Source organism: Streptococcus sp. KR (assembly GCF_002238115.1).
Classification (GTDB): Bacteria; Bacillota; Bacilli; order Lactobacillales; family Streptococcaceae; genus Streptococcus.
Genome location: NZ_NGVM01000018.1, coordinates 12,257 through 31,886, shown reverse-complemented (window position 1 = coordinate 31,886; position 19,630 = coordinate 12,257). Strand labels below are relative to the sequence as shown.

25 protein-coding genes and 1 pseudogene are annotated in these 19,630 nt (G+C 41.2%); 25 read left to right on the top strand and 1 reads right to left on the bottom strand.

Annotated features, from left to right (window positions below; translation table 11 throughout):
* The 16 genes and pseudogenes from clpX to CBI42_RS08350 all read left to right on the top strand — a co-directional run bounded on the left by clpX (position 1) and on the right by CBI42_RS08350 (position 9,527).
* Positions 1–1,233 (top strand): ATP-dependent Clp protease ATP-binding subunit ClpX, encoded by a 1,233-nt coding sequence (gene clpX, locus CBI42_RS08425; RefSeq protein WP_012972566.1) that lies wholly within the window; start codon positions 1–3, stop codon positions 1,231–1,233.
* 8 nt (positions 1,234–1,241) lie between these two features.
* Positions 1,242–1,829, top strand: a complete 588-nt coding sequence (yihA, locus tag CBI42_RS08420; RefSeq protein ID WP_000422605.1) for a ribosome biogenesis GTP-binding protein YihA/YsxC — start codon at positions 1,242–1,244, stop codon at positions 1,827–1,829.
* 10 nt (positions 1,830–1,839) lie between these two features.
* The gene (locus tag CBI42_RS08415; protein WP_001140420.1) at positions 1,840–2,220 is read left to right on the top strand and encodes a RidA family protein; all 381 of its coding nucleotides are present in this window, start codon (positions 1,840–1,842) and stop codon (positions 2,218–2,220) included.
* 51 nt (positions 2,221–2,271) lie between these two features.
* Complete coding sequence (rapZ, locus tag CBI42_RS08410) at positions 2,272–3,162, top strand: RNase adapter RapZ (RefSeq protein WP_094753754.1); 891 nt, start codon at positions 2,272–2,274, stop codon at positions 3,160–3,162.
* Positions 3,159–4,136, top strand: coding sequence for a YvcK family protein (locus CBI42_RS08405; RefSeq protein ID WP_001231075.1), 978 nt, complete (start codon positions 3,159–3,161; stop codon positions 4,134–4,136). The genes rapZ and CBI42_RS08405 overlap by 4 nt, the downstream gene beginning before the upstream one ends.
* Positions 4,133–5,044, top strand: a complete 912-nt coding sequence (whiA, locus tag CBI42_RS08400; RefSeq protein ID WP_000011276.1) for a DNA-binding protein WhiA — start codon at positions 4,133–4,135, stop codon at positions 5,042–5,044. The genes CBI42_RS08405 and whiA overlap by 4 nt, the downstream gene beginning before the upstream one ends.
* A gap of 138 nt (positions 5,045–5,182) precedes the next feature.
* On the top strand, positions 5,183–5,569 hold the full coding sequence (locus tag CBI42_RS08395; RefSeq protein ID WP_049491639.1) for a DUF1310 family protein: 387 nt from the start codon (positions 5,183–5,185) through the stop codon (positions 5,567–5,569).
* Between the two features lie 4 nt (positions 5,570–5,573).
* Positions 5,574–5,795, top strand: coding sequence for a hypothetical protein (locus CBI42_RS08390; protein ID WP_094753753.1), 222 nt, complete (start codon positions 5,574–5,576; stop codon positions 5,793–5,795).
* Between the two features lie 47 nt (positions 5,796–5,842).
* Positions 5,843–6,241 (top strand): DUF1310 family protein, encoded by a 399-nt coding sequence (locus CBI42_RS08385; protein WP_094753752.1) that lies wholly within the window; start codon positions 5,843–5,845, stop codon positions 6,239–6,241.
* Positions 6,234–6,458 carry a hypothetical protein gene (locus tag CBI42_RS08380; RefSeq protein WP_094753751.1) on the top strand — a complete coding sequence of 75 codons (225 nt, stop codon included), beginning with the start codon at positions 6,234–6,236 and terminating at the stop codon, positions 6,456–6,458. Before CBI42_RS08385 ends, CBI42_RS08380 begins: the two co-directional genes overlap by 8 nt.
* 47 nt (positions 6,459–6,505) lie before the next feature.
* On the top strand, positions 6,506–6,913 hold the full coding sequence (locus CBI42_RS08375) for a DUF1310 family protein (RefSeq protein ID WP_094753750.1): 408 nt from the start codon (positions 6,506–6,508) through the stop codon (positions 6,911–6,913).
* Between the two features lie 2 nt (positions 6,914–6,915).
* Positions 6,916–7,143: a hypothetical protein gene (locus tag CBI42_RS08370; RefSeq protein ID WP_049486955.1), complete on the top strand. Its 228-nt coding sequence runs from the start codon at positions 6,916–6,918 to the stop codon at positions 7,141–7,143.
* Between the two features lie 47 nt (positions 7,144–7,190).
* Positions 7,191–7,586 (top strand): DUF1310 family protein, encoded by a 396-nt coding sequence (locus CBI42_RS08365; protein WP_094753749.1) that lies wholly within the window; start codon positions 7,191–7,193, stop codon positions 7,584–7,586.
* Positions 7,583–8,827, top strand: a pseudogene (locus CBI42_RS13505) (Mbeg1-like protein). Before CBI42_RS08365 ends, CBI42_RS13505 begins: the two are co-directional and overlap by 4 nt.
* Positions 8,824–9,216, top strand: a complete 393-nt coding sequence (locus CBI42_RS08355) for a hypothetical protein (protein WP_049487015.1) — start codon at positions 8,824–8,826, stop codon at positions 9,214–9,216. The pseudogene CBI42_RS13505 and the gene CBI42_RS08355 overlap by 4 nt, the downstream one beginning before the upstream one ends.
* Positions 9,217–9,317: 101 nt before the next feature.
* The gene (locus tag CBI42_RS08350) at positions 9,318–9,527 is read left to right on the top strand and encodes a hypothetical protein (protein WP_256963671.1); all 210 of its coding nucleotides are present in this window, start codon (positions 9,318–9,320) and stop codon (positions 9,525–9,527) included.
* A gap of 60 nt (positions 9,528–9,587) precedes the next feature.
* On the opposite strand, the gene CBI42_RS08345 is transcribed toward CBI42_RS08350, so the two are convergent.
* Positions 9,588–10,556 carry an NAD(P)/FAD-dependent oxidoreductase gene (locus CBI42_RS08345; protein WP_094753748.1) on the bottom strand — a complete coding sequence of 323 codons (969 nt, stop codon included), beginning with the start codon at positions 10,554–10,556 and terminating at the stop codon, positions 9,588–9,590.
* Between the two features lie 137 nt (positions 10,557–10,693).
* On the opposite strand from CBI42_RS08345, the gene cdaA reads away from it, so the two are divergent.
* From cdaA to CBI42_RS08300, 9 genes are all read left to right on the top strand, one after another.
* Entirely contained in the window at positions 10,694–11,551 is an 858-nt protein-coding gene (cdaA, locus tag CBI42_RS08340) for a diadenylate cyclase CdaA (protein WP_094753747.1), read from the top strand.
* Entirely contained in the window at positions 11,538–12,317 is a 780-nt protein-coding gene (locus CBI42_RS08335) for a CdaR family protein (protein ID WP_042750804.1), read from the top strand. Before cdaA ends, CBI42_RS08335 begins: the two co-directional genes overlap by 14 nt.
* 24 nt (positions 12,318–12,341) lie before the next feature.
* Positions 12,342–13,694 (top strand): phosphoglucosamine mutase, encoded by a 1,353-nt coding sequence (gene glmM / locus CBI42_RS08330; protein WP_049487012.1) that lies wholly within the window; start codon positions 12,342–12,344, stop codon positions 13,692–13,694.
* A gap of 73 nt (positions 13,695–13,767) precedes the next feature.
* Positions 13,768–14,142 carry a DUF1149 family protein gene (locus CBI42_RS08325; protein ID WP_049487011.1) on the top strand — a complete coding sequence of 125 codons (375 nt, stop codon included), beginning with the start codon at positions 13,768–13,770 and terminating at the stop codon, positions 14,140–14,142.
* Between the two features lies 1 nt (position 14,143).
* Positions 14,144–14,992, top strand: a complete 849-nt coding sequence (locus CBI42_RS08320) for a DegV family protein (RefSeq protein WP_094753746.1) — start codon at positions 14,144–14,146, stop codon at positions 14,990–14,992.
* Positions 14,993–15,147: 155 nt separating this feature from the next.
* Positions 15,148–15,915, top strand: a complete 768-nt coding sequence (gene dapB, locus CBI42_RS08315) for a 4-hydroxy-tetrahydrodipicolinate reductase (RefSeq protein WP_094753745.1) — start codon at positions 15,148–15,150, stop codon at positions 15,913–15,915.
* The gene (locus tag CBI42_RS08310) at positions 15,912–17,111 is read left to right on the top strand and encodes a CCA tRNA nucleotidyltransferase (protein WP_094753744.1); all 1,200 of its coding nucleotides are present in this window, start codon (positions 15,912–15,914) and stop codon (positions 17,109–17,111) included. The genes dapB and CBI42_RS08310 overlap by 4 nt, the downstream gene beginning before the upstream one ends.
* Positions 17,108–18,976 (top strand): ABC-F family ATP-binding cassette domain-containing protein, encoded by a 1,869-nt coding sequence (locus tag CBI42_RS08305; RefSeq protein ID WP_094753743.1) that lies wholly within the window; start codon positions 17,108–17,110, stop codon positions 18,974–18,976. The genes CBI42_RS08310 and CBI42_RS08305 overlap by 4 nt, the downstream gene beginning before the upstream one ends.
* Positions 18,973–19,584, top strand: coding sequence for a hypothetical protein (locus CBI42_RS08300; RefSeq protein WP_094753742.1), 612 nt, complete (start codon positions 18,973–18,975; stop codon positions 19,582–19,584). The genes CBI42_RS08305 and CBI42_RS08300 overlap by 4 nt, the downstream gene beginning before the upstream one ends.
* Positions 19,585–19,630: the final 46 nt, after the last annotated feature.

Genomic DNA, 19,630 nt, shown 5'->3' with positions numbered 1-19,630 from the left:
ATGCCTACAAATAGGAATAATGATATGATGGTTTATTGCTCATTTTGTGGCAAAAGCCAAGAAGAAGTACAAAAAATAATCGCAGGTAACAACGCCTTTATCTGTAATGAATGTGTGGAGTTAGCCCAGGAAATCATTCGTGAGGAGTTGGCGGAAGAAGTCTTGGCAGACTTGTCTGAAGTGCCAAAACCAATCGAACTCCTCCATATCTTGAACCACTATGTAATCGGTCAAGATCGTGCTAAACGTGCCTTGGCAGTAGCTGTTTACAACCACTACAAACGTATTAATTTCCACGATACGCGTGAAGAGTCAGAAGATGTGGATTTGCAGAAGTCAAACATCTTGATGATTGGACCAACTGGTTCAGGGAAAACTTTCCTTGCTCAGACCTTGGCTAAGAGCTTGAATGTGCCTTTTGCGATTGCAGATGCGACAGCTCTGACTGAGGCTGGTTATGTGGGTGAGGATGTGGAAAATATTCTCCTCAAACTATTGCAGGCTGCTGACTTTAACATCGAACGTGCAGAGCGTGGGATTATCTACGTGGATGAAATTGACAAGATTGCCAAGAAAAGCGAGAACGTTTCTATCACACGTGATGTTTCTGGTGAAGGGGTACAACAAGCCCTTCTCAAGATTATCGAGGGAACCGTTGCCAGCGTACCACCTCAAGGTGGACGTAAACATCCACAACAAGAGATGATTCAAGTGGATACAAAAAATATCCTCTTCATCGTGGGTGGTGCCTTTGATGGTATCGAAGAAATTGTCAAACAACGTCTGGGTGAAAAGGTTATCGGCTTTGGTCAAAACAATAAAGCGATTGATGAAAACAGCTCTTACATGCAAGAAATCATCGCAGAAGATATTCAAAAATTTGGTATTATCCCAGAGTTGATTGGGCGCTTGCCAGTCTTTGCAGCTCTGGAGCAATTGACAGTGGATGACTTGGTTCGCATCTTGAAAGAGCCAAGAAATGCCTTGGTGAAACAGTACCAAACCTTGCTATCTTATGATGATGTCGAGTTGGAATTTGACGACGAAGCACTTCAAGAGATTGCCAATAAGGCTATCGAACGCAAAACTGGTGCGCGTGGTCTTCGCTCGATTATCGAAGAAACCATGCTAGATGTCATGTTTGAAGTACCGAGTCAGGAAAATGTGAAATTGGTCCGCATCACTAAAGAAGCTGTCGATGGAACGGATAAACCAATCCTAGAAACAGCCTAGAGGTGACTATGGAACTTAATACACACAATGCTGAAATCTTACTCAGTGCGGCCAATAAATCCCACTATCCGCAGGATGAACTGCCAGAGATTGCCCTAGCAGGGCGTTCCAATGTTGGCAAGTCTAGCTTTATCAATACTATGTTGAACCGTAAGAATCTTGCCCGTACGTCAGGTAAGCCTGGTAAAACTCAACTTCTCAACTTCTTTAACATTGATGACAAGATGCGCTTTGTGGATGTGCCTGGTTATGGCTATGCCCGCGTTTCCAAGAAGGAACGTGAAAAGTGGGGGCGCATGATTGAGGAGTACCTAACAACTCGGGAAAATCTCCGTGCGGTGGTTAGTTTAGTTGACCTTCGTCATGACCCGTCAGCAGATGATGTACAGATGTACGAATTTCTCAAGTATTATGAGATTCCGGTCATCATTGTGGCGACTAAGGCGGACAAGATTCCTCGTGGTAAATGGAACAAGCACGAATCAGCAATCAAAAAGAAATTAAACTTTGACCCAAGTGACGACTTTATCCTCTTTTCATCTGTCAGCAAGGCAGGGATGGATGAGGCTTGGGATGCAATCTTAGAAAAATTGTGAGGAAAAGAAAATGGCAAAAACAATTCATACAGACAAAGCTCCAAAGGCTATCGGACCATATGTTCAAGGAAAAATCGTTGGCAACCTTTTGTTTGCTAGTGGTCAAGTTCCTCTATCTCCTGAAACTGGGGAAATCGTTGGAGAAACGATCCAAGAACAGACAGAACAAGTCTTGAAAAACATTGGTGCTATTTTGGCAGAAGCAGGAACAGACTTTGACCATGTTGTCAAAACAACTTGTTTCTTGAGCGATATGAACGACTTTGTTCCTTTTAACGAGGTTTACCAAACGGCCTTTAAAGAAGAATTTCCAGCTCGTTCAGCAGTAGAGGTAGCTCGTCTTCCTCGTGATGTAAAAGTCGAAATCGAAGTCATCGCAGAGATTGGATAAGCTAGTTGAAGTTTGGTGTAGCCAAACTTCTTTTGATATAAGGAGAAAAAGATGACAAAGAAACAACTTCACTTGGTGATTGTGACAGGAATGAGTGGTGCAGGGAAAACAGTTGCCATTCAGTCCTTCGAAGATTTGGGTTATTTTACTATTGATAATATGCCGCCAGCTCTCTTGCCTAAGTTTTTGCAGTTGGTGGAAACAAAGGAAGACGACCATAAGTTGGCCTTGGTAGTGGATATGCGTAGCCGTTCTTTCTTTTCAGAGATTCAAACTGTTTTGGATGAGTTGGAAAACAAGGAAGAACTGGACTTTAAAATTCTCTTTTTGGATGCAGCTGATAAGGAATTGGTCGCGCGTTACAAGGAAACTAGACGAAGTCACCCTCTAGCTGCAGATGGACGGATTTTGGATGGAATCAAGCTGGAACGTGAACTCTTGGCGCCTTTGAAAAATATGAGTCAAAATGTGGTGGATACGACTGAACTTACTCCACGTGAGTTGCGTAAAACCATTGCAGAGCAGTTTTCTGATCAAGAGAAAGCTCAGTCTTTCCGTATTGAAGTCATGTCTTTTGGCTTTAAATACGGAATCCCAATTGATGCGGACCTGGTCTTTGATGTCCGTTTCTTGCCAAATCCATATTACCTTCCAGAACTGCGTAATCAAACGGGTGTAGATGAACCAGTTTATGACTATGTCATGAATCATCCTGAGTCAGAAGATTTTTATCAGCATTTGTTGGCCTTGATTGAGCCGATTTTGCCAAGTTACCAAAAGGAAGGGAAGTCCGTTTTGACCATTGCCATGGGTTGTACGGGTGGGCAACACCGTAGTGTGGCCTTTGCTAAACGCTTGGCGCAGGACTTATCCAAGAATTGGCCTGTTAATGAAGGGCATCGCGACAAAGACCGAAGAAAGGAAACGGTAAACCGTTCATGAGAAAACCAAAGATAACGGTGATTGGTGGAGGAACTGGAATTCCTGTCATTCTAAAAAGTCTGCGTGAAAAAGATGTGGAAATTGCTGCTATCGTAACGGTGGCGGATGATGGTGGTTCATCAGGTGAACTTCGAAAAAATATGCAACAATTGACACCGCCAGGCGATCTCCGCAATGTCCTTGTGGCCATGTCGGATATGCCTAAGTTTTATGAGAAAGTCTTTCAGTACCGCTTTTCTGAAGATGCGGGAGCCTTTGCTGGTCATCCATTGGGCAATCTCATTATTGCTGGCCTGTCAGAAATGCAGGGTTCGACCTATAATGCCATGCAGTTACTGAGCAAATTTTTCCATACAACTGGGAAGATTTATCCTTCCAGTGACCATCCTTTGACCCTTCATGCGGTCTTTCAGGATGGGACAGAAGTGGCTGGAGAGAGTCATATTGCAGACCATCCAGGCATGATTGACCATGTCTATGTGACCAATACCCTCAACGATGATACGCCTCTGGCCAGTCGTCGAGTAGTGCAGACCATTCTTGAAAGTGACATGATTGTCCTCGGACCTGGTTCCCTCTTTACCTCGATTTTGCCCAATATCGTGATTAAGGAAATCGGGCAGGCACTTTTGGAAACCAAGGCAGAAATCGCCTATGTCTGCAATATCATGACCCAACGTGGGGAGACGGAACACTTTACAGATAGTGACCACGTAGAGGTCTTGCATCGTCACCTTGGCCGACCTTTTATCGATACTGTCTTGGTGAATATTGAAAAAGTGCCTCAGGAATACATGAATTCCAACCGTTTTGATGAATACTTGGTACAGGTGGAACATGACTTTGCTGGCCTTTGTAAACAAGTTCCGCGTGTGATTTCCTCTAACTTCCTTCGTCTGGAAAATGGGGGTGCCTTTCACGATGGAGATTTGATCGTGGATGAGTTGATGCGGATTATACAGGTGAGAAAATGAGTTTCACAGTAGCAGTAAAAGAAGAAATCTTAGGTCAACACCATCTGAGCCGGCATGAATTATCTGCCATTATCAAAATGTCTGGCAGTATCGGTCTCTCGACTTCGGGCTTGACCTTGTCTGTCGTGACAGAAAATGCCAAGCTAGCCCGTCACCTCTATGAGTCCTTTCTCCATTTCTACGAAATCAAATCAGAAATTCGTCACCACCAGAGGAGCAATCTTCGCAAGAATCGGGTCTATACCGTTTTTACAGATGAAAAGGTACAGGATTTGTTGAGCGATTTGCATTTGGCCGACTCCTTCTTTGGCTTGGAAACAGGTATTGATGAGGCGATTTTATCGGATGAGGAAGCGGGTCGTGCCTATCTCTGTGGTGCTTTCTTGGCAAATGGAAGTATTCGTGATCCGGAGTCAGGTAAGTACCAGTTGGAAATCAGTTCTGTTTATCTGGATCACGCGCAAGGGATTGCCTCCCTTCTTCAGCAGTTTTTACTGGATGCCAAGGTGCTGGAGCGCAAGAAGGGGGCTGTGACCTATCTCCAGCGAGCTGAAGACATTATGGACTTTTTGATAGTAATCGGAGCCATGCAGGCACGTGATGATTTTGAGCGGGTTAAGATTTTACGAGAAACTCGTAATGACCTCAATAGGGCCAATAATGCCGAGACAGCTAATATCGCTCGGACAGTTTCTGCCAGCATGAAGACTATCAACAATATCAGTAAAATCAAAGATATCATGGGCTTAGAAAATCTGCCAGTGGATTTGCAGGAGGTAGCGCAACTGCGGATTCAGCACCCAGACTACTCTATCCAGCAGTTGGCAGACAGCCTCAGCACCCCTCTGACCAAAAGTGGTGTCAACCACAGACTTAGAAAAATCAATAAGATAGCCGATGAATTATAAAACCACGAATCGCATTTGACTCGTGGTTCTTTTCTTGAAGTTATAAAATAAATATGTGAGAAATATTTTAATGAAAGTCGACTGTATAATCTATGGTATACTATAGATGAGTTACACGGTCAGGTTAAAGGAGGCACCATGAAAAAACCTAAAAAAAGCATGATTATTTTATTTAGTATTTTAGCAGTAATTGGAATCACAGTAGGAGGTTGTAGCATGCACCAATACCAAAAGAAACAGGAAATGATTGCTATCGCGACAAGTGATGAGGCAAGAAAGCTTTATGAAAGCCATATGAAAGCATTGGATCAAAATGCCTTAACTGACTATGGTGTTATTAAATCGTATGAAATTGATAATGAAAGCCTATACTACAATCCCATGGGAGGGATGGAGGTTACAGTTTATGTGAATTATGATAAAGATTTGGAATTTCAATTTGGAATCATTAAAGATAATGAAGGTATTTTAAAATCTAGTGGTTATATATACTCAGGGAAATTAGCAAAACTTCTTGGAGAATAGGGTTATGGAAAAAGAATATGTCAATGATAAACAACTTCAGATAGCTATGACAGAATATAGAAATTTGAAGTTAGATAATGTTGCTAGAACTCCTAATAATGAGAAATTAGGCACTGTCACCCAAGTCTATAACAATACTACAGGAGCGGGTGAGCAGGTTTATGCCGTTGTAAAAAATCCCAATGAAAAAGCTGAGGATGTGCAGGAAAGTTATGCTATACTATGAGTAAGTTAGTCCCTAATTCATTGATAGGATAGCATAAAGGAGGAAACATGAAAACATCTAAAAAAAGCATGATTATTTTATTCAGTATTTTAGCAGTGATTGGAATAGCAGTAGGAGGTTGTAGCATGCACCAATACCAAAAGAAACAAGAAATGATTGCCATCGCGACAAGTGATGAGGCGAAAAAGGTTTATGAAGAATATTTAAAGAAAGAAGATCCCAAAGCACTGACCGAAGAGGGGATCATTAAGAGTTATGAAATTGATAAAGAAAAACTTTCCTATAATCCAATAGGAGGTTTAATGGTACGTTTATTTTTGAACGGGAAAAAAGATCTTAGGATGAATTTTAACTTAATAGATAATGGAGATGGTACTTATAGTACTGCATACTATGGATATACTGGTGACCTAAACAGGATTTTGGAAGAAGGAAAAAATGATTAAGGACTATGTAAACGATAAAAATCTTCAAATAGCAATGACAGAGTATCAGGATAATATGGGTGAGGGAAGAACTTTATATGACCAATATGAAAGCGAACTTGGCACTGTCACCCAAGTCTACAACAATACTACAGGAGCGGGTGAGCAGGTTTATGCCGTTGTAAAGAATCCTTATGATAATGCTGAGGATGTAGAGGAAAATTATGCTATACTATGAGTAAGTTAGTCCCTAATTCATTGATAGGATAGCATAAAGGAGGCACCATGAAAACATCTAAAAAAAGCATGATTATTTTATTTAGTATTTTAGCAGTAATTGGAATCGCAGTAGGAGGTTGTAGCATGCACCAATACCAAAAGAAACAAGAAATGATTGCCATCGCGACAAGTGATGAGGCGATAAAGGTTTATGAAGAATATTTAAATAAAGAAGACCCTTATGCTTTTACTGAGAAAGGATTCGTACATTCCTATCAAGTGAAACAAGATTCATTAAGTTATAATCCAATGGGTGGCCTGATGGTTTCTTTAATAATCAATGATGATGAAGAAATGCTTGTGGATTATAATTTAATTGAAGGATCTGATGGAGATTATACTTCAGCATTTTATGGAAGTACGCCTAAATTTTGGCAGACTCGTGATAAATATTATAAAAAAGAGGAAAAATAGTAATGGTTGAAAAATATATTAATGATCCTCATCTCCAGATAGCTATGACAGAGTACCAACCTAACATGAAAAAAGATAAATATGAGGTCAATACTCAGTACAATCATAATGTAGGGTATGTCACCAAAGTCTACAACAATACTACAGGAGCGGGTGAGCAAGTTTATGCCGTTTTAAAGAATCCTGATGAAAAAGCTGAGGATGTGCAGGAAAGTTATGCTATACTATGAGTAAGTTAGTCCCTAATTCATTGATAGGATAGCATAAAGGAGGAAACATGAAAAAAACTAAAAAAAGCATGATTATTTTATTCAGTATTTTAGCAGTAATTGGAATCACAATAGGAGGTTGTAGCATGCACCAATATCAAAAGAAACAAGAAATGATTGCCATCGCGACCAGCGATGAGGCAAAGAAGGTTTATGAAAATCATATGAAGGCAAATGATCCTAAAGCATTAACAGAAGATGGAATCATTAAATCATATGATATTGATACAGAAACTTTAGAGTATAATCCAATGGGAGGACTAATGGTAAGGATATATTTTAATGATGATAAGGAATTAGATTTTCACTTTGGCTTAATAAAAGATAATTCAGGAAATTATGAATCTTATGGATATACTGTATCACCTAAATTATCATCTATGTTAAAGGAATCTAAAAAATGAGAAAATATGTCGATGATTCAAATCTTCAGATTGCAATGACTGAATATAACGATAACTCAATTAAGCGTGAGGTTAAGGACCAATATGATAGAAGCGTTGGTACTGTCACCCAAGTCTACAACAATACTACAGGAGCGGGCGAGCAAGTTTATGCGGTTGTAAAAAATCCCAAAGAAAATGCTGAGGATGTACAGGAAGTAACGGTCCTCTTTCGTGGTTCTACGGGCCCAGATCATATTTTTAAAGAAACAGCAGATGTCTGGAATGACTGGGCAGAAAATGATTTCGTGATTGGAACGCATATCCTGAAACAAAATGTTCCCAGCGATCAAGATCAATCTACTGAGCAATTAAAGGCTTCTGCCAGAGCTTTAAAAGACATCATGGAAAAATATCCCAATGCCAAGATTAATATCTATGGGCATTCGCTTGGATCTATGGATGCTCAGTATGCCATGGCTGCCCTTGAAGCGGCCCAAATAGAACGAATCCAACAGGCTTAAATCTTTAACGGGCCTGATATCTATCGAATCCTTAGCCCTGAACAGAGAAAAATTGTTGATCAGATTAAAGGGCGTATCTTTAACTATGCTGACCCTAAAGATATGATCAGCATGGTTGGTAGAGATATTGCGAAGGGCAGTATCGGGTCTGTAGGTATGGTTTATTATGTAGATAGTGAATCAGAAGACCCTATCAATCAACATATGACCTATGGTTATCGCTTGGATAAGGATGGGAAAATAAAAATTTTCTCCAACACCAGTACAGTCGCATATAACGACTTTCTGATTAAAATGGAAGGGTATAAAACACTTAAAAATATATTGGCTTCCGATGGATATACAGCAGGGGAACAACTCTTTCTGGACTCTGAGCAAGCTAAGATTGCAGCTTCGGGTATTTGCCGTATCGTCACAGAGGAGATGGATATTATAAAAAATATCTATAATAGAGGAATTCAAGACGCAAGTGAAGTATTTGCATCTTGCAGTAATGTCCCTTGGGGCTTTATCCTTAGTTCATATGAAACAGAGGTCGCCTATTCCGAAGGAGGCTTGAACTATGAAACAACTATTGGTATCATTCAGAATCGGTTTCATCCTGTTGTAGATAAGGCAAAACAGTTAGAAAAAGATTTTACAGACTTGGAAAAGCAAATCCAAAACGGAATTCAGAAGAAATTAGATGAAGATAGGGAATTAGCTAGTAAATTTAGCCAGTGGGAGAGTTTGTTATGATTCAGGATGACATCTGGAAAAAGCGCCAGCGTTTAGAAGAATGTGAGGATAACTATAGACGTTCTTGTAAAAAAATCGAAAATCAGTATGAGGAAGCCAACTATAAATTTCAACAATTGCGGAATATGATTGATGAGAAGCATCGAATCATTTCCCATTCCTTAGACCAGTTAGGTGGAGATACAACCGAATGGCGTTATCAGTCCAATCAACTCGCATCCAACTTTAGTCAGCAAATCGAGATGGCATATCGAAATAGACAAGGGCAACTCAAACAAGAAGAGATGAAGCTAGAGCAAGAATACAAACGACAATACTGTATTTTAGAAGATGGGCTTGCCAGAGCCCAGGAACAGCAACGGCGCTTAGAAGAACGAGGTAAAAAGTAATGGCGAATGTATTTGATTATATTAATGATTTTTTCGCGTGAGGAGAGGAGGCACTAAGAAATATTGAAAAAGAGTTGGAACGATCATTTATAAAAAACATCTTGGCTCCAGCAAAAAAAGCTCGTATTTCCACTATAGAAAAAGATACAGAAAAATATATGAAAATTTCTCTATTAAGTGCTCAAGAAAGTTTGAAAGAAGTTTCGAAAAATATTGATAGTTCGATGAAGGGAGAATTTTCTACAAAAATAGTTGAAACTATAGAAACGAAAAGTAAAGAATATCCAAATGCTTTAAATGGTACAAAGTAAAACTCCAGTTATAGCCGATGAACTATAAAACCACGAATCGTAGGACTCGTGGTTCTTTTCTTATAAACTTGTTGAGTGTTTGGGTTGTACTTTTTGCTCAGGGTCGATGTAGTTGATGGCGTTGTTGACGGCGGTTGGTGCTTCTCCGAGGCCTGTCGCAATCAGATCAATTTTTCCGTCATAGTAGCAGCAGTCACCGATAGCATAGATACCTGCTTGGCTGGATTCCTGTTTGCTATTGACGATAATCTTGTGGCGGTTGAGGTCCAGACCCCAGTTTTTAAGGTTACCAACAGAAGATTTGAAACCATAGTTGACAAAGAGGTGGTCTATGTCAATAGTTTCTGTTTCATCAGATTTAACTTTTGTGATTTCCAACTTGTCAAGCGTTTTTCCATCTCCAAGGAGTTGGCTAGGGATGAATGGTGTCTTGATGGTCACAGATGATTCTTGCAAGGCTTGGACACTGTGTTCCAAGGCGCGGAAATTATCTCTGCGGTGAACAAGGGTAGTCGGTGAAATTTTTTCAAAAGCCAAAGCCCAATCCACAGCCGAGTCTCCTCCACCAAGAATCGTCACTTTCTTACCAGCATATTGCTGGATGTTGGAAACGTGGTAGTGGATATTTTCATAGCCTTCAACGCCTTCTAGTTCCAGAGGACGTGGTTTGAAGGCACCCCCACCCATAGCGATGATAACTGTTTTAGACAGATGACTTCCTTTAGAAGTTGTGATGGCAAAGCCTTCTTCTTGTTTTTCAATCTCAAGAACCGTTTCGTTGAGATGAATAGGGGTATCAAAGCCATTTAATTGCTCGATTAGACGGTTAGTCAACTCTTCTCCAGTCAGGTTTGGGAATCCCGGTACGTCTAAAATTTCCTTTTCAGGATAGAGAATGGCAGGTTGTCCACCGAGTTGGGGAAGAGAGTCGATGATTTGGACCTTGGCTTGGCGTAGATGAGCATAGAAGGCTGCAAAAAGCCCGACAGGACCACCACCTACAATGGTAATATCATAGAGTTGAGACATGGTTTCTCCTTTGTTTTTTCTAGTCAGTTTATTTTATCATATTTTTCCTTAATTTAAAATGAAGTAGGATAGGGAAAAAAATGTCAGAAAAATGGTATAATAGAAAGGAACGTGTTTGGACAGAGAGGAGACAGCAGATGAACTTTCAACAATTATCCAACCTGCAATATTGGACTAGCTTGTTTTCTAGTCCTTGGAGTATTGCCATCAATCTGTTTGATATTTTGATTGTGGCCTATATTTTATATCGTTTTACAAAAGCGATAGCTGGCACCAAGATTATGATTTTGGTGCGTGGGGTCGTGATCTTTGTATTAGCCCAGGTTGTAGCCAATATCCTTGGTTTAACAACGATTTCTTGGTTGATTAATCAAATTATCACCTATGGGGTTATTGCTGCGGTTGTTATCTTCTCTCCAGAGATTCGGACTGGTTTGGAACGCTTGGGAAGGGCGACAGATTTCTTTTCTACTGCTCAAATTAGTGCAGAAGAGCAAATGATTCGTGCCTTTATCAAGTCGGTTGAATATATGAGTCCTCGTAAGATTGGTGCTCTGGTTGCCATCCAACGAGTTCGGACCTTGCAAGAATACATTGCGACAGGGATTCCTTTGGATGCCAATATTTCAGCTGAACTCCTTATTAATATCTTTATCCCCAACACTCCCCTACACGATGGTGCTGTGATTATCAGAGAAAATCGGATTGCAGTCACCTCTGCCTATCTGCCCTTGACAGAAAGCACAGGGATTTCCAAGGAATTTGGGACCAGACACCGGGCGGCTATCGGTTTGTCAGAAGTATCCGATGCCTTGACCTTCATCGTCTCAGAGGAAACAGGTGGCATTTCTATTACCTATAACGGTGTTTTCAAGCACGACTTGACGATTGAAGAATTTGAAGCAGAGCTACGAGCAATTCTTTTGCCAGCCGTTGAGGAAAAAGTCAGTTTCAAGGACCATTTGTTAGGAGGTTGGAAATATGAGAAAAAATAGTCTATACATCATTTCATCTCTCTTTTTTGCTTGTATCTTATTCATCTATGCAACGTCAACCAACTTTCAAAATAGTAATACCGCAAGGCAGGTTAAATCAGAAACTTACACCAATACGATAACGAACGTTCCTATCGTTATTCACTATGATGATGACCAGTATTTCATTAGCGGATTTGCATCAGAAGTTTCAGTGGTATTAACCGGAGCCAATCGTGTGACCTTGGCCAGCGAAATGCAGGAGAGCACTCGTAAGTTTAAGGTAACTGCTGATTTGACGGATGCCAGTGTTGGAACGATTGAAGTTCCCTTGAATATTGAAAATCTTCCAAGTGGATTGACCGCTGTGGCAACGCCTCAAAAGATTACAGTGAAAGTTGGGAAGAAGGTTAAGCGAGATGGGATGCTTGTTGTGCCACAAGTTGACCAAAGCCAGATTGATCCCAAGTTACAAATTGATAGTATAACCGTGTCAAACGAACGAGTTTCGGTCACAACTGACCAGGAAACATTAGCTAAGATTGACAAAGTTATTGCGCTTTTACCAACCAGCGAACGCATAACAGGTAATTACAGTGGTTCAGTACCTTTGCAGGCAATCGATCGCAATGGTGTTGTCTTACCGGCAGTTATTACTCCGTTCGACACGACAATGAAGGTGACTACAAAACCAGTAGCACCAAGTTCAAGCACATCAAATTCAACAACAAGCAGTTCGTCGGAGACATCTTCGTCAACGAAAGCAACTAGTTCAAAAACGAATTAAAAATAGGAAAAGGATTTTATAAAAATGGGTAAATATTTTGGGACTGATGGAGTCCGTGGAGAAGCTAACGTAGAATTAACGCCAGAATTGGCCTTTAAACTAGGACGTTTTGGAGGCTATGTTCTTAGCCAACATGAAACGGAAGCACCGAAAGTTTTTGTAGGACGTGATACACGTATTTCTGGGGAAATGCTAGAATCTGCCTTGGTAGCTGGTCTTCTTTCAGTTGGTATTCACGTATACAAACTAGGTGTTTTGGCAACACCAGCAGTAGCTTACTTGGTAAAAACTGAAGGAGCAAGTGCTGGTGTCATGATTTCTGCCAGCCACAATCCAGCCCTTGATAACGGAATTAAGTTCTTTGGCGGTGATGGCTTCAAACTGGACGATGAAAAAGAAGCAGAAATTGAAGCCTTGCTAGATGCTGCGGAAGATACTCTTCCTCGTCCAAGTGCTGAAGGCTTGGGAACCTTGGTAGATTATCCAGAAGGCTTGCGTAAGTATGAAGGATATCTGGTTTCAACTGGAACTCCTCTTGAAGGAATGAAAGTGGCCTTGGACACAGCAAACGGTGCAGCGTCTACAAGTGCCCGTCAAATCTTTGCAGATCTTGGTGCTCAATTAACGGTTATAGGGGAAACACCAGATGGTCTTAACATCAACCTTAATGTTGGTTCAACTCACCCAGAAGCTCTTCAAGATGTGGTCAAAGAAAGCGGCTCAGCTATTGGTTTGGCCTTTGACGGAGACAGTGACCGTTTGATTGCTGTTGATGAAAATGGCGACATCGTTGATGGTGACAAGATTATGTACATCATCGGGAAATACCTTTCTGAAAAAGGACAATTGGCCCAAAATACAATCGTGACAACTGTTATGTCCAACCTTGGTTTCCACAAGGCCTTGGACCGTGAAGGCATTAACAAGGCAGTCACTGCAGTTGGCGACCGCTATGTTGTGGAAGAAATGAGAAAATCAGGCTACAACCTCGGTGGTGAACAGTCTGGTCACGTCATCTTGATGGACTACAATACAACGGGTGATGGTCAATTATCAGCTGTCCAATTGACAAAAATCATGAAGGAAACTGGTAAGAGCTTGTCAGAGTTGGCTGCAGAAGTAACTATCTATCCACAAAAATTAGTCAATATCCGAGTGGAAAATGCCATGAAGGAAAAGGCTATGGAAGTTCCAGCTATCAAGGCTATCATCGAGAAGATGGAAGAAGAAATGGCAGGGAATGGGCGTATTCTTGTTCGCCCAAGTGGAACAGAGCCCCTTTTGCGTGTTATGGCAGAAGCTCCTACAACAGAAGAAGTGGACTACTATGTTGATACTATCGCAGACGTAGTTCGAGCTGAAATCGGGATTGACTAAATCCTAGAAAACTAGATGAAAATAAAAAATTATGGTACAATAGCTTATAATATTGTAGCCAAGGGAGAAAGACATGAATCTTAAACGTGAACAAGAATTTGTTAGTCAGTATCATTTTGATGCGCGTAATTTTGAATGGGAAAATGAAAATGGAGCTCCTGAAACTAAGGTGGATGTGAACTTCCAATTACTCCAACATGACCAAGAAAATCAAGTGACATCTTTAGTGGTTGTCTTAAGTTTTATGATTGTCTTTGACAAATTTGTTATCAGTGGAACGATTTCCCAAGTTAACCATGTGGAAGGTCGTATTGTAAATGAACCAAGTGAGTTTAATCAAGAGGAAGTTGAAACTTTGGCCCGTCCATGTTTGAACATGCTTAACCGTTTGACTTACGAAGTAACTGAAATTGCATTAGACTTACCAGGAATCAATTTGGAGTTCTAATATGAAATTAGCTGTTATCACAGATTCCTCTGCCTATCTCAGTGCAGAGACCTTACAAAGAGAAGATTTATTTGTCTTGGATATTCCTGTCAATATTGATGGTGAGGAGTATGTCGAAGGTATCAATCTGACTGCTGAGGAGTTTTACCAAAAAATGGCTCAGGCTTCTGAATTGCCTAAGACCAGTCAACCAAGTATTGCAAAGTTAGATGAGATTCTAACTTCGCTCAAAGAACAAGGCTATACACATGTTTTGGGGCTTTTCCTATCTTCTGGAATTTCAGGTTTTTACCAAAATATCCAGTATATGGTCGATGACTATGAGGGCTTAACCATTGGCTTCCCAGACACTTTGATTACAAGTGCTCCTCTGGGTATCATGGTTGAAAGTGTCTTTAACTGGCGAGACCAGGGTGATGACTTTGCCATTATTCAGGATAAGCTAGCTATTCAAATTAGTCACACATCTGCTTTCATCATGGTGGATGACTTGGACCACTTGGTTAAAGGTGGACGCCTTTCAAATGGAGCTGCTATTTTGGGCAATCTGCTAAGCATTAAGCCAATCCTCTATTTCAATGACCAAGGTGTGATTGAAGTGTACGAAAAAGTTCGTACTGAAAAGAAAGCAACCAAGCGTTTAATTGAAATTATCAAGGAAGCCACAGCTTCAGGCCAATACCGTATCATTGTCATTCACGGGAATGCTCCTGAAAAGGCTGAAGAATTGCGTCAGCACTTACTTGAATCTGGAGTAGGTACGGATATTTCACTTGCTACATTTGGTAGTGTCATTGGAACACACCTAGGAGCAGGAAGCATTGCTCTAGGTTATATTCCAGTGATTTAGTTGGGACTTTTAGCTTAGTTAAGAAGTTAGCAAATGAACACGCCTGAAACCTTGTGTGAAAAAGATAGTTCTTCCAAGGAGTATCTACTCCTTGATCAGACCTCCTATTTTCACTTTGTGTTCTTATAGGCTTTGTATCTTAGACAGGAGTAGATATGAGTATTCGAGTAATTATTGCCGGTTTTAAGGGTAAAATGGGGCAGGCTGCTTGTCAGATGGTCTTGGCTGATCCAGACTTGGACTTGGTAGCAGTTTTGGATCCTTTTGAGTCTGATTCAGAATGGCAGGGAATTCCTGTTTTCAAGGATAAGGCTGATTTGGTCGATTTTGAAGCGGATGTCTGGGTAGACTTTACTACACCAGCTGTTGCCTATGAAAATACACGCTTTGCTCTTGAAAATGGCTTTGCTCCAGTAGTTGGAACGACTGGTTTCACAAGTGAAGAAATTGCAGAGCTAAAAGAATTTTCTCGTGCCCAAGATTTGGGTGGTTTGATAGCTCCAAATTTCGCCTTGGGTGCTGTTTTACTCATGCAATTTGCAAGGCAGGCTGCTAAATATTTCCCAAATGTGGAGATTATCGAGCTCCATCATGACAAGAAAAAGGATGCTCCGAGTGGAACTGCTATTAAAACAGCTGAGTTAATGGCAGAAGTTCGAGAGTCTACTCAGCAAGGTGCGCCTGATGAGGAAGAATTGATTGCAGGTGCCCGTGGTGCTGATTTTGATGGCATGCGTATTCACTCAGTTCGTTTGCCAGGTTTGGTAGCCCATCAGGAAGTCATCTTTGGAAATCAAGGAGAAGGATTGACCCTCCGTCATGACTCTTATGATCGCAGCTCCTTCATGACAGGGGTGAATTTGGGAATTAAAGAAGTTGTCAAGCGTCATGAGCTTGTCTATGGATTAGAACACTTATTATGAGATTAACGCAAATGCCTTCTGAATTTCAGAAGGCTTTACCAGTATTAGAAAAAATTAAAGAAGCAGGATTTGAAGCCTATTTTGTTGGGGGTTCCGTCAGAGATGCCCTTCTCAATCGTCCCATCCATGATGTGGATATTGCGACGTCTTCTTATCCAGAAGAGACCAAGCAGATTTTTCCTCGAACAGCCGATATCGGAATCGAACATGGAACCGTCTTGGTACTAGATGGGGATGAGGAGTATGAGGTAACCACTTTTCGGACAGAGGATGTCTATGTGGACTATCGCAGACCCAGTGCGGTTTCCTTTGTGCGTTCGCTAGAAGAAGATCTCAAACGCCGTGATTTTACAGTCAATGCCTTTGCCTTGGATGAGACAGGAGAAATCATTGACTTGTTTCATGGTTTAGAGGATTTGGAAAACCAAGTTTTGCGAGCAGTTGGAGTGGCTAGTGAGCGTTTCAACGAAGATGCTCTGCGGATTATGCGTGGCTTCCGTTTTCAGGCTAGTCTTGGCTTTGAGCTTGAGTCAGAAACATTTAAAGCTATGAAGACTTTGACGCCACTTTTGGAGAAAATTTCTGTGGAGCGTACCTTCGTTGAGTTTGATAAACTATTGCTGGCTCCATTTTGGAGAAGGGGCTTGGCTTCCATGATTGAGAGTCAAGCTTATGACTATCTTCCTGATATGGCATCTAGTCAGGATAAGCTCAATAGACTGTTTGATTTGGAGACTGATTTTACTTTTGAATCCTCTGAGCAAGCCTGGGCGGCTTTACTGTGGGCTTTGGATATTGAAAATGCGCAGCCATTTTTGAAGGCTTGGAAGACCTCACGTCAATTTGCCAAGCAGGTACAGGATTTACTGACTATTTTGGCCTTGCGTGAAAAGGGAGAATTGAGCAAGCGCGATTGTTATCGCTTTGATTTAGATTTACTTTTACAGGCTGAAAATCTTCGTCAGGCTCAAGGAAAACCAGTCGACCCGCAAGTCATCACAGAAACTTACCAGAGTCTGACCATTCATGATAAGAAAGAAATCCAAATCAACGGTGGTATTTTGATCAAGGAATATGGTTATCAGCCGGGCCCAGATTTGGGAGAGATTTTAACAGAGATTGAATATGCCATTGTCGATGGAGAATTGGAAAATGACCGTCAAGCCATCCATGCTTATCTGAGGGAGAAAAAATGAGTGATTTTATCGTTGAAAAACTAAGTAAATCCGTTGGTGACAAGACCGTTTTTAAGGATATTTCCTTTATTATCCATGATCTAGATAGAATTGGTCTGATTGGTGTCAATGGGACTGGTAAGACCACCCTTTTAGATGTTCTTTCTGGTTTTTCTGGCTTTGATGGGGATGTTAGTCCCTTTTCGGCTAAGAATGACTACCAGATTGGTTACTTGACCCAGGATCCTGATTTTGATGATAACAAGACGGTCTTGGATACGGTTCTATCTAGCGACCTCAAGGAAATCCAGCTCATTCGTGAGTACGAACTCCTCATGCTCAACTATAGTGAGGACAAGCAGGCGCGTTTGGAACGGGTTATGGCAGAAATGGACTCTCTTCAAGCTTGGGAAATTGAGAGTCAGGTCAAGACGGTTCTTAGCAAGCTGGGTATTCAGGACTTATCTACTCCTGTTGGGGAATTGTCAGGTGGTCTGAGAAGACGGGTCCAGTTGGCGCAAGTCTTACTTGGCAACCACGACCTCTTGCTTTTGGATGAGCCGACCAACCATCTGGATATTGCGACTATTGAGTGGCTGACCCTCTTTTTGAAAAATTCTAAGAAGACCGTCCTTTTTATCACCCATGATCGCTATTTCTTGGACGCTTTGTCAACACGGATTTTCGAGTTGGACCGAGCAGGCTTGACCGAGTATCAGGGCAATTATCAGGACTATGTTCGCCTTAAGGCTGAACAAGACGAGCGTGATGCGGCTCTTCTTCACAAAAAAGAACAACTCTACAAACAAGAATTGGCCTGGATGCGCAGACAACCGCAGGCGCGTGCGACCAAGCAGCAGGCTCGTATCAATCGTTTCCACGACCTGAAAAAGGAAGTTTCAGGTGGTGTTGTTGAGACAGACTTGACCATGAACTTCGAAACCAGTCGGATTGGGAAGAAAGTCATCGAGTTTCAGGATGTTTCCTTTGCCTATGAAAACAAGCCTATTTTGCAAGATTTTAATCTCTTGGTGCAGGCTAAAGACCGTATCGGAATCGTTGGGGACAACGGTGTTGGGAAATCAACCCTGCTCAATCTGATTGCTGGCATTCTTGAGCCGACAGCAGGTCAAGTTGTGATAGGGGAAACTGTTCGCATTGCCTATTTCTCTCAGCAAATCGAGGGTTTGGATGAAAGCAAGCGAGTGATTAATTACTTGCAGGAAGTGGCAGAAGAGGTCAAGACCAGCGGTGGTTCTACAACTTCTATTGCAGAATTACTGGAGCAGTTTCTTTTCCCTCGTTCGACGCATGGAACCTTGATTGAGAAGTTGTCTGGTGGAGAGAAAAAGCGTCTTTATCTCCTCAAATTGCTCTTGGAAAAACCAAATGTTCTTCTCTTGGACGAGCCGACAAATGACCTAGATATTGCGACTTTGACAGTTTTGGAGAATTTCTTGCAAGGCTTTGCTGGTCCAGTTTTGACAGTTAGTCACGACCGCTATTTCTTGGATAAGGTGGCGACTAAGATTCTCGCTTTTGAGGATGGTAAAATTCGTCCTTTCTTTGGTCATTACACCGACTATCTTGATGAAAAAGCCTTTGAAACAGAGATGGCCAATCAAGTGCAAAAAGCCGAAAAGGAAAAAGTGGTCAAGGTTCGAGAAGACAAGAAACGCATGACCTACCAAGAAAAGCAGGAGTGGGCAAGCATTGAAGGCGATATTGAAGCCTTGGAAAATCGTATCGTTGCTATTGAAGAGGAGATGCAGGCCAACGGCTCTGACTTTGGTAAGTTGGCTACTCTCCAAAAAGAACTGGATGAGAAAAACGAAGCACTCCTTGAAAAATACGAACGCTATGAATATTTAAGTGAGTTGGCATGATGGAAGAAAAAGTCATTAAACGTAGTCCTAAGAAAATCATTTGGAACGCTTTGTTTGGCTTTTTTTCAGTGCTTTTCTTCTTGTTATCTCTCTATTATTTCCACTCGCATTCACAAAAGGGAACCAGATTTCATACGATAAGTCTTTTGTTAATGCTGGTTTTACTTTTTTATGCTGGAGTAGGAGTTTATCTGACTTACAGACTTTTAAGCTCGGATAAGGAATATTTGAAATGCACAGTTGAGGGGTTTTACTACAAACCAAACCCAAAGAAAGCCAGTCATTTCTATGCTTGGGCTGATGTAGAGGAATTTTCCTTCTCTCGGATTGGAAGGAAGTATAGGAATTCCTATCAGATTGAAGTTTATTTTAAAAACAAGGAAAATGTGAAATTCCAATCACTTCTAGCTCTACTGAAGAGAAGGTGTTGCCCTTTTCATCAGCCAGCAGATTTAATCATCCCTATCTTTCTACTAGATGTAGATTTTCCTGAAAGGGTTTATGAGATCATGAAATACTATGAAAGAGAATGGCGTATCGAACAAAATCGTCAAGCAAGAAAAGAGGCAAAACAAGCTTCGAAAAGCAAATCTTCCAAACCGTCATAGTCTGTCTTTGCTTAAAGTAGAATAATCAAAAAGGCCCTATCCATTG